The sequence below is a fragment of the Actinomyces polynesiensis genome, from assembly GCF_000820725.1.
GTDB classification, from domain to species: Bacteria; Actinomycetota; Actinomycetes; order Actinomycetales; family Actinomycetaceae; genus Pauljensenia; species Pauljensenia polynesiensis.
Genome location: NZ_CCXH01000094.1, coordinates 69,102 through 78,271, shown reverse-complemented (window position 1 = coordinate 78,271; position 9,170 = coordinate 69,102). Strand labels below are relative to the sequence as shown.

Annotated in this window: 6 protein-coding genes and 1 pseudogene; all 7 read right to left on the bottom strand. The window is 69.1% G+C overall.

The window, feature by feature from the left end:
• Positions 1–51 precede the first annotated feature (51 nt).
• Positions 52–1,240: pseudogene (locus TA90_RS04200) on the bottom strand (Gfo/Idh/MocA family protein).
• A 10-nt stretch (positions 1,241–1,250) separates the two neighbouring features.
• The gene (locus TA90_RS04195; protein WP_074015275.1) at positions 1,251–2,366 is read right to left on the bottom strand and encodes a LacI family DNA-binding transcriptional regulator; all 1,116 of its coding nucleotides are present in this window, start codon (positions 2,364–2,366) and stop codon (positions 1,251–1,253) included.
• A gap of 162 nt (positions 2,367–2,528) precedes the next feature.
• Positions 2,529–3,416, bottom strand: coding sequence for a myo-inosose-2 dehydratase (iolE, locus tag TA90_RS04190; protein WP_043534744.1), 888 nt, complete (start codon positions 3,414–3,416; stop codon positions 2,529–2,531).
• A gap of 342 nt (positions 3,417–3,758) precedes the next feature.
• Entirely contained in the window at positions 3,759–5,252 is a 1,494-nt protein-coding gene (locus tag TA90_RS04185; RefSeq protein WP_043534743.1) for a CoA-acylating methylmalonate-semialdehyde dehydrogenase, read from the bottom strand.
• A gap of 239 nt (positions 5,253–5,491) precedes the next feature.
• Positions 5,492–7,396 carry a 3D-(3,5/4)-trihydroxycyclohexane-1,2-dione acylhydrolase (decyclizing) gene (gene iolD / locus TA90_RS04180; protein ID WP_043534742.1) on the bottom strand — a complete coding sequence of 635 codons (1,905 nt, stop codon included), beginning with the start codon at positions 7,394–7,396 and terminating at the stop codon, positions 5,492–5,494.
• A gap of 33 nt (positions 7,397–7,429) precedes the next feature.
• Entirely contained in the window at positions 7,430–8,305 is an 876-nt protein-coding gene (gene iolB, locus TA90_RS04175; protein WP_043534741.1) for a 5-deoxy-glucuronate isomerase, read from the bottom strand.
• On the bottom strand, positions 8,302–9,165 hold the full coding sequence (locus TA90_RS04170) for a Cgl0159 family (beta/alpha)8-fold protein (protein ID WP_043534740.1): 864 nt from the start codon (positions 9,163–9,165) through the stop codon (positions 8,302–8,304). The genes iolB and TA90_RS04170 overlap by 4 nt, the downstream gene beginning before the upstream one ends.
• Positions 9,166–9,170: the final 5 nt, after the last annotated feature.

The following is a 9,170-nucleotide window of genomic DNA, read 5'->3' as shown; positions in this document are numbered from 1 at the left end:
CCCATGTCCGGCGTGATCTCCACAGTGTTGTCGCGCACCTGTGCGCCTGCCTCACGCATCGTAGGTCGTTCGACCGCTCACGGGGCCACGTCGTGCCAGAGACCGTCCGAGGCGGAGGCGACGGTCGCCTCGTCGACCTCGGCCGCCGCCCACCCGTCGGCCGCGGAGGGGGCGAGCTGCTCCCCGGTGAGGACCGACTGGATGAACTGGGCTGCCTCGATGACCTTCATGTCGTCGAACCCCATGGAGGTCCCGGCACCGGGCTGGAAGCGGGAGAAGTTCGGGAAGTCCGGCCCCGCCATCACCCGTGTGTTGCCCTGGAACTCCTGCTCGCGACCGATGCAGACCTCGAGGTCGTTGAGGTGCTCGAAGTTCCACCTCAGCGACCCCTCGGTCCCGTAGACCTCGACGATGTACTCGGCGCGCGGGCCGACGCTCACCCTGGAGGACTCGAGCGTGCCCACGGCACCGTTGTCGAGTCGGATGACCGCACCGACGTAGTCCTCGTTGCCCACGGGACCGAGCTCGTCGGAGACCTCCCACCCGGAGTGGCCGACCCCGACCTTCGTCGGGATCGGACGCTCGGTGATGAAGGTGTCGGTCAGCGCCGAGACGGACCTGATCCGCCCGCAGAGGTACTGCACGAGGTCAGCGCCATGGCTCATCAGGTCGCCCACCACGCCCGCCCCTGCACGGGCCCGGTCGTAACGCCAGGTCAGCGGTCCGTCCGGGGAGGAGGCGTAGTCGGCGAGGAGCCAGCACCGCACGTTGGTGACCCGCCCGAGCCTCCCGGAGCGGATGAGCTGGCGGGCCTTCTCGATCGCGGGGGTGTGGCGGTAGTTGAAGCCCACGGAGGTGACCAGTCCGGCGGCCTCGGCCGCGGTGGCGATGTCCTTGGACTGGGCCGCCGAGACACCCATGGGCTTCTCGATCCAGAAGGGTTGCCGGCCTTCACGGCCTCCAGTGCGATCTCGTGGTGCAGGTAGTTCGGGGAGCAGATCGAGACGACGTCCACCTCGGGGTCCGCGAGCAGGTCGTGGTAGTCCTCGACGGCACGCCCGAACCCGAGGACGTCCGTGGCGAGGGTCCGATTGGCCTCCATCAGGTCGCACGCTGCGACCAGGTGGACATCGGCCTCGATCTCCGGGAAACGCTCGGCGAGTGCCTTGTACCCCCGCGTGTGCAGCCGCCCCATCCAGCCGAGGCTGATGACACCGACTCCCAACGTCTTCTTCGACATCAGATCTCCTTCAATCCGTGGTCAGAACGCCACTGCGACGTGGCGACACACCCACGATCGCATATGTGCAGACAAAGCGGGAAGTCCGAACGGACACGTAACGTTTCACAACAACGTTTCGAACCGGTCGGCGGGGAGTTCGCTCCTCGGAGGCGCGCTCGAGCGCGCTCCACCAGGCTCGTCGGCAGGATGACGGTCTCCTCCTCACCCCCCACACGACGACCCCTCCGTCGAGGATCCGTGTCCGCACGAGCGTCATCGCTGCGTGGGCGAGCGGGAGGGGGTCCTGGCAGATCGTCGTCAGGGAGGTGGACGGGTCCGCCGCCTCCGGACCGTCGTCGAAACCGATGACGGAGATGTCCTCCGGCACCCCCAGTCCGCACCGACGCAGCTCCCGGACGAGGCCCGCCGCGCACACGTCGTTGTAGCAGGTGATGCCGGTGGGTGGGGTCGGGCAAGCGGCGATCTCGCGGGCGGCGGCGACCCCGTCCGCCAGGGCGGACCCACCGGGGAACACCCTGACCATGTCCCCCAGGCCCCGTTCCCGCATGGCGCGGCCGTAGGCGTCGGCCCGGCGCCGGGAGAGGGGGTTGCGACCACCGCCGTCGACGTGCGCGACGTCCCGGTGCCCGAGGCGGACCAGGTGGCCGACCGCCTGCCCCAGTCCCATGTCCTCGTCGCACACGACCGAGTCCACACCGGCGGCGCGGACGGGGCGGCACAGGCTCAGCGTCGGCAGGTGCCGGGCCACGTCCCCGATCTCCGCGTCCGTCAGCTCCGACCCCGTGAGCATGATGGCCTGGCAGCGGTCACGCAGGAGTTCCGCCACGCTCGCCCGCTCGTCGTGGTGCGCAGTGGCCCCGGTGAGGACCAGTTCCAGTCCCGCGCCGCCGGCCTCCACGTAGAGGGCGTCGAGCAGGCGCGCCTGGAAGGTCTGTTCGACCTCGTACATCACCCCCACCAGGTGGGAGTCCTGACGACGCAGGATCGAGGCACGCCGGTCCGGACGCCAGCCGAGCCGGTTCGCCGCCTCGAGCACGACGGCCCTGGTGGCGTCGGAGACGCCTGCGCGCCCCGAGAGCGCCACGGACACCGTCGAGATCGATTTCCCGGACGCCCTCGCCACGTCGCGGATGGTGGGCCGTCGGGGAAGCCCGCCCGACGGGGAGCCCTAACCCGTCATGTCTGCACCCCCGTCACCGTTCCACGCCAACGATGCCCCATCCGGGGCCGCGGCGCACGACGGGGCCCGGTGGTGTCCACCACCGGGCCCCTCGCGCACACGACCTCAGATCCCGGTCGACTCCCTGATGAAGTCACGCGCCTTGAGCGCGTACTCCAGGGGGTTGGCCTTGGCCGGGTCCTGCTCCGCCTCCACGACGAACCATCCGTCGTAGTCGGAGTCCACGAACTCCCTGAGCACGGGTCCGAACTCGACGATGCCGTCGCCGGGGACCGTGAAGACACCGTTCTTGATGGCGGTCAGGAAGCTCATGTGCTCCGCCTTGGCCTGCTCGAGCTCGGGCCCCCGGATGTCCTTGAGGTGGACGTGGGCGATGCGGTCCTTGTACCGGGTGGCGATGTCCATCGGGTCCTCACCCGAGAACACCAGGTGACCCGTGTCGAGCAGCAGGGAGACCTTCGCGGGATCGGTGTTCGCCATCAGGCGGTCGATCTCCTCGGTGGTCTGCACCCCCGTGCCCATGTGGTGGTGGTAGACGATCTTCTGGCCGGTCTCGGCCGCCAGCTCACCCAGGCGCTCCAGCCCGGAGGTGAGACGGTCCCACTCCTCGTCGGTGAAGTGCGGCTTGCCGTCGAAGACCGGGACGTCCTCGAGGCCCTGGACGGAGTGCCCCTGCTCGGCCACGACGATGACGTCCGCACCCATCGCGTGGAGGAAGTCACGCTGGGCGAGGAAGTCGCGCTCGGTCTCCTCGAAGGGCTTGGTGGTGAGGAAGACGGAGGTCCATGCGGATGCGACCCGCAGACCACGCAGCTCGAGTGCGTGCCTGAGGACCTCGGGATCGCGCGGGTACTTGTTGCCGATCTCCGTGCCCGTGAACCCCGCGAGCGCCATCTCGCTGACACACTGCTCGAAGGTGTTCTCGGCCCCCAGCTCGGGCAGGTCGTCATTGGTCCACGCGATCGGTGCGATCGCGAGGCGAATGTTGCTCATCGTGGCTCCTTGGTGCCTGATGGCCCGGCTACCTCCGCGCACCCGTGCCCGGGACGGCGGCGACATCACCACCGTCCCCATATTTGTATGGACAAATCCATGTTAGCAACAGTCATTCATTTCGTCACCACCCACGGGCCATGTGTGTGGAGTCGCGACGGCGAGCGCGCAGGCACGGGGCGCAGCCGTGTCCGGCGACACCGTCCGCGGCGACGGGTCGACGTCCCGGACGACCTCCGGGACGTGGGGGCGCTGCCTCGGGGGAGCGCGACCCGACGGTTCGGGGCCGGCCCTGCGGGCACGCATGCCCACGGGACCGGCCCCGAACGGGAACCGTACTGCTCAGTCCTCCCGCTGGAAGGACATCGTCGCGGCGTAGGTGGCCTCGGAGGGCCAGCGCGAGGTGATGGCCTTGGCGCGGGTGTAGAAACGCACGCCCTCCGGTCCGTGGATGTGCGTGTCGCCCAGCAGGGACTCCTTCCAGCCGCCGAAGGAGTAGTAGGCGACGGGGGTCGGGATCGGGACGTTGACGCCGACCATGCCGGCCTCCACGTCCAGCTGGAAGCGGCGGGCGACCCCACCGTCGTTGGTGAAGATGGCGGAGCCGTTGCCGAACTCGGAGGAGTTGACGATGTCGATGGCCTCCTCGTAGGTGTCGGCGTGGACGATCGCCAGCACCGGACCGAACACCTCCTCGGTGTAGACCGGGGCGTCCTGGGGGACCCCGTCGAGGATGGTCGGGCCGAGGAAGTGGCCGTTCTCGTAGCCCTCGACGACCAGCCCGCGACCGTCCAGGACCACGTCGGCCCCCCGGGCCTCGGCGTCGTCGATGAGGCCGACGATGCGTTCCTTGGCCTTGGCGGAGATGACGGGTCCCATCTCGACACCCTCACCCATGCCCTCGCCGACCTTGATCTTCTCCGCGTGGGCCTTCACCTTCTGCGCCAGGGCCGGACCGCACCCACCGACGGCGACCACGACGGGCAGCGCCATGCAGCGCTCGCCTGCCGCGCCGAATGCCGCAGCCGAGATGTGCTGGGCTGCGAAGTCGATGTCGGAGTCGGGCATGACGATGGCGTGGTTGTTCGCACCACCCAAGGCCTGCACGCGCTTGCCGTGGGAGACACCGGTGTCCTGCACGATGTGCGCCACGGGCGTGGAGCCGACGAAGGAGATGGCGTCGATGCCGGGGTGCTCCAGGATGCGGGTGACCGTGTGCCGGTCGCCGGAGACGACGTTGAAGACACCGTCCGGGAGACCCGCCTCCTTGTACAGCTCCGCGGTGAGCAGAGCGGCGGAGGGGGTGGGGGAGGCGGGCTTGAGGATGAACGCGTTGCCCGAGGCGATGGCCAGGGGGTGCATCCACATCGGGACCATGGCGGGGAAGTTGAAGGGACAGATCCCCGCGACCACGCCGACGGGCTGGCGGATCGTGTGGATGTCCACGCCGCGGGACACGTCGTAGGAGTACTCGCCCTTCAGTGCCACGCTGATGGCGGTGGAGAAGTCGAGGGTCTCGCGACCGCGCTGGATCTCGCCGATCGCGTCGGAGTAGTTCTTGCCGTGCTCGGCCACGATCAGCCTGGCCATCTCGTCCTGGTGGTCCAGGACCAGCTGACGCATCCTGAACATGATCGCGGTGCGCTTGGACAGCGGGACCTTCGCCCACTTCTTCTGGGCCTCCCGGGCGACCTCGACGGCATGGTCGAGGTCGGCGGCGCTGGCCTGGAGCAGTTCGGCCTCGATCTCGCCCGTGGCGGGGTTCTCGACCGGCAGGTGCCCGTCGGGGTTCCCGGCGTAGTACGCCCCCCCGATCCACTGTTCGATGGTCCTCATGCTTGGCACTCCTTCGTCGTCTGCTGCGTGGAGGGACATCGACGTCCCATCACCCATTACCTTAGTCCTAGACCACCCGTTTGTCATTACAAATCCGGAGACGATCTCCGACATGCGGACGGGCGGGGGAGGGGACGTCCGCCCCTCCCCCGCCCGTCGCCGTCGGTGCGACCCGGTGGACCCACCGACCCGGCCCCACCCGTGGTGGGAGCGCTGCCGCCCTCCCCGCTCCGGCCGCCTCAGCGCAGGTAGTGGCGCTGGTCCACCCGGTCGAGGAGGTACTGCTGCCTCGCCTCCTGCGTGCTCGCCAGGCGCGACACCTCCGCGACGGGGACGTCCCACCAGGACGAGGACGGCGGGTTGGGACCGTAGAGATCGGTCTCGATGTGGATCATCGTCGCCCGCTCCGAGGCGTGCGCCTTCGCGTAGGCCTGCCTGAACTCCTCGATGGTGTGAACCTTGATGACGTCGATGCCCCAGGACTCCGCATTCTTCGCGATGTCGACGTGCAGGAGCTCGCCGTCCGCGGTGTGCCGCTCACCGCCCCCGCGACGGTACCTGGTGCCGAAGCGCTGGGAACCGTGGGACTCGGAGAGCGCGCCGATGGAGGCGAAGCCGTAGTTCTGCAGCAGGACGAAGATGACCTTGATGCCCTCCTGGGCGATCGTCGCCAGCTCCATCGGCAGCATCTGGTACGTCCCGTCGCCGACGATCGACACGACCTCGGCCTCGGGCCTGGCCAGCTTCACGCCGAGGGCGGCGGGGATCTCGTAGCCCATGCAGGAGAAGGCGTACTCCACGTGGTACTGCTCCGGGGTCCGCGCCTGCCAGAGAGCCTGGAGGTCCCCGGGCATGGAACCGGCCGCGTTGATGACCACGTCCTGGTCGCCCATCATCTCGTTGAGGGCGCCGAAGACCTCGGTCTGGGCCGGCAGTGGTCCGTGCCCGAGATGGGTGCACCCGTGCACCCGTTCCTCCCAGGCTGCCTTCTCCTGTGCCACCTCACGGGCATAGGCCTCCTGGACGTGATGACCCGCGAGCGCGGTGGTGAGGTCCCTCAGCGCTTCCCTCGCATCTGCGACGAGCATCTCGCCCGACTCCTTGACGGCGTCGAAGGGCTTGACGTTCACGTTGACGAAGCGCACGTCGGGGTTCTTGAACTGCGAGGCCGAGGCGGTGGTGAAGTCCGAGTAGCGGGTGCCCACCCCGATGACCAGGTCCGCCCGGTCGGCCAGGTGGTTCGCCGAGTCCCCACCGGTGGAACCCACGCCCCCCACCGACTGGGGGTGGTCGAAGTTGATCGCGCCCTTGCCGGCCTGGGTGTCCGCCACCGGGATCCCGGTGGCGGCGGCGAACTCCCGCAGCTCGCGGGACGCCTCCGAGTAGACGACACCCCCACCGGCGACCACCAGGGGCCGCTCCGCCGAGCGGACCAGCTCCACCGCGCGCTCGAGCGCGGCCCGTTCCAGGGGGGTGCGGCGCACGTGCCAGACGCGCCTGCGGAAGAAGTCGACGGGGAAGTCGTACGCCTCCGCCTGGACGTCCTCGGGCATCGCGATGACGACGGCCCCCGTGTCGGCCGGATCCGTCAACGTACGCATCGCCTGGATGAGGGAGGGGATGAGCTGCTCGGGGCGGTTGATGCGGTCGAAGAACGCCGCCACCGGACGGAAGCAGTCATTGACGGAGGTGTCCAGGGTCTGGGCGTTCTCCACCTGCTGCAGGACAGGGTCGGGCACCCGGTTGGCGAACTGGTCGGAGGGGAAGAGCAGGACGGGGAGCCTGTTGGTCGTCGCCAACGCGGCTCCGGTGACCATGTTCAGGGCACCCGGACCGATCGATGAGGTGCACATCCAGGTGCTCATCCGGTTGGTCGTCTTGGCGTAGGCGGAGGCCGCGTGCACCATGCCCTGCTCGTTGCGCGGCATGATGTACTCCATGCGCCCACCGTCGGGTGCGGGATCGACCTCGTTCTGGAGCAGTGCCTGCCCCAGGCCGGCGACGTTGCCGTGGCCGAAGATGCCGAAGGCCCCGGCGATGAGTCTGTGCTCCACGCCGTCGCGTTCGCTGAACTGGTTGACGAGGAACCGGATCGTCGCCTGCCCGACGGTGAGTCGGACGGTGGGGACCGCAGCAGTGGTCATCGTGTGCTCCTGTGGATCAAGGGGTCTGGGGTTTCAGTTCATCGGGGTCATGGGCAGTCGCGGGTCGATCTTCTGGTCGTCCCACGACTGGCGCACCCAGGTGTGGGCCGGGTCGTCCGTCATCAGCCACACCGAGTCCTCGGCGGGGCCGGCCATGACATTGAGGTAGTACAGGTCGTAGCCGGGGGCCGCCACCGTCGGGCCGTGGTAGCCGTAGGGCATCACGACGACGTCCCCGTCACGCACCTCCGTGCACACGTCGATGTCGTGGCCCGGCGAGGGGTAGATCCTCTGGAGGGCGAACCCCTCGGAGTCCCCCTCACCCTGGCGGACCTCGTAGTAGTAGATCTCCTCGAGTTGGCGCTCCACCTCGTTGTTCTCGTCGTGCTTGTGCGGCGGGTAGGAGGACCAGTCACCACCGGGCGTCAGCACCTCACAGGCGAGCAGGTGGGAGGTCTCGACCTCGTTGCCGAGCGCGTAGTTGTTCACCTGGCGCGAGCACGGCCCCGCCCCCCGCAGGCCCGTGACGACCTCGGAGCGCGGGCAGTAGCGGACCGGCAGGTCCTTGGTGGCCTTCGCCCCCGGGAGGGCGAGGCGCGCCCCCTCCTCGCTGGACACACGGATGTCGGTGTCGCGGGGAACGTAGAGGTAGTCGGTGATGTCGGTGAACACCGACTCCCGTCCCGTGATGCGGTGGGTCGCGCCCTCCACCTCGACCGTGCAGCCCCCGTGGAGGGGCAGCACGAGGAACTCAGCCTCGCCTCCCGGCACGTCGACGGTCGCCCCCGGAGCGAGGGTGATCGTGCGCAGCGAGCTCCACTCCCACCCGGCGCGCGCCGGGGTGATGTCGAGGTCGTAGATGTCGTGGGCCGTCTCGCCGGCCCTGATGATGTACTTCTCGTCGTTCACAGCAACTCCACAGCATTGTCGACGGCCGCCGCGACGTCCCCGTCGGGCGGGTAGAGGAGGGACCGGCCGATCACCAGTCCGCGGACATTGGGCAGGGCCAGGGCGTGCGCCCAGGCCGCTCGGGTGGCCTCGGGATCGTCGGAAACCTCACCACCCAGGATGAGGCTGGGGAGCGTGGTGGACTCCATGACACGCTCCATCCCGTCCACACAGGGCAGCTTGAGCCAGGTGTGGGCGGAGGTGCGGCCCAGGCCCGAGGTGATCGCGATGGACCGGATGACCGACTCCGCGCTCAGGTCGTTGACGATCCTCCCGTCACGCCACTCGGACAGGAACGGCTCAACCATCGCGGTGAGTCCCCTCCCTGCCAGGTCGTCGATGGCGTGGGCACACGACTCGAGTGTCGCGGCGGTGTGGGCATCGGTGTAGTTGATGCGCGTGAGCATCTTCCCGCCGTTGAGCCCGGCCTCCTCCACGCCCCGGGCGTCGTAGCAACTGAAGCGGTCGTCCATCTCGAAGGACGCACCCTGGAGGCCCACGCGGTTCATGGACCCCCACACGAGCTTGCCGTCGAGGGCGCCCAACAGGGCGAGGTCCTCGATGAGGTCCGCGGTCCCCAGGAATCCGTTGACGCCGGGACGGGACAGGGCGGTGACGCAGCGCTGGAGGAGTTCCTCCCGCGAAGCCATCGCCATGGGCTCCGGTCCGGCCCCGAGGGCACCCCTCGCGGGGTGGTCACAGGCGATGACCATGAGCCGGTCGGCATCGGCCAGCGCGGCCCGCGGCCGGTCGGCCAGGGCCTCGGCGATGCGTCCGGGCCGGGTGGCCCGGATCTCGGAGATCTGCTCGATGTAGCTCATGCGCG

Excerpts from the sequence above, each read along its gene's own strand:
- iolE (WP_043534744.1), bottom strand. The coding sequence starts at position 3,416 with ATGAGCAACATTCGCCTCGCGATCGCACCGATCGCGTGGACCAATGAC.
- TA90_RS04185 (WP_043534743.1), bottom strand. The coding sequence starts at position 5,252 with ATGAGGACCATCGAACAGTGGATCGGGGGGGCGTACTACGCCGGGAAC.
- iolD (WP_043534742.1), bottom strand. The coding sequence starts at position 7,396 with ATGACCACTGCTGCGGTCCCCACCGTCCGACTCACCGTCGGGCAGGCG.
- TA90_RS04170 (WP_043534740.1), bottom strand. The coding sequence starts at position 9,165 with ATGAGCTACATCGAGCAGATCTCCGAGATCCGGGCCACCCGGCCCGGA.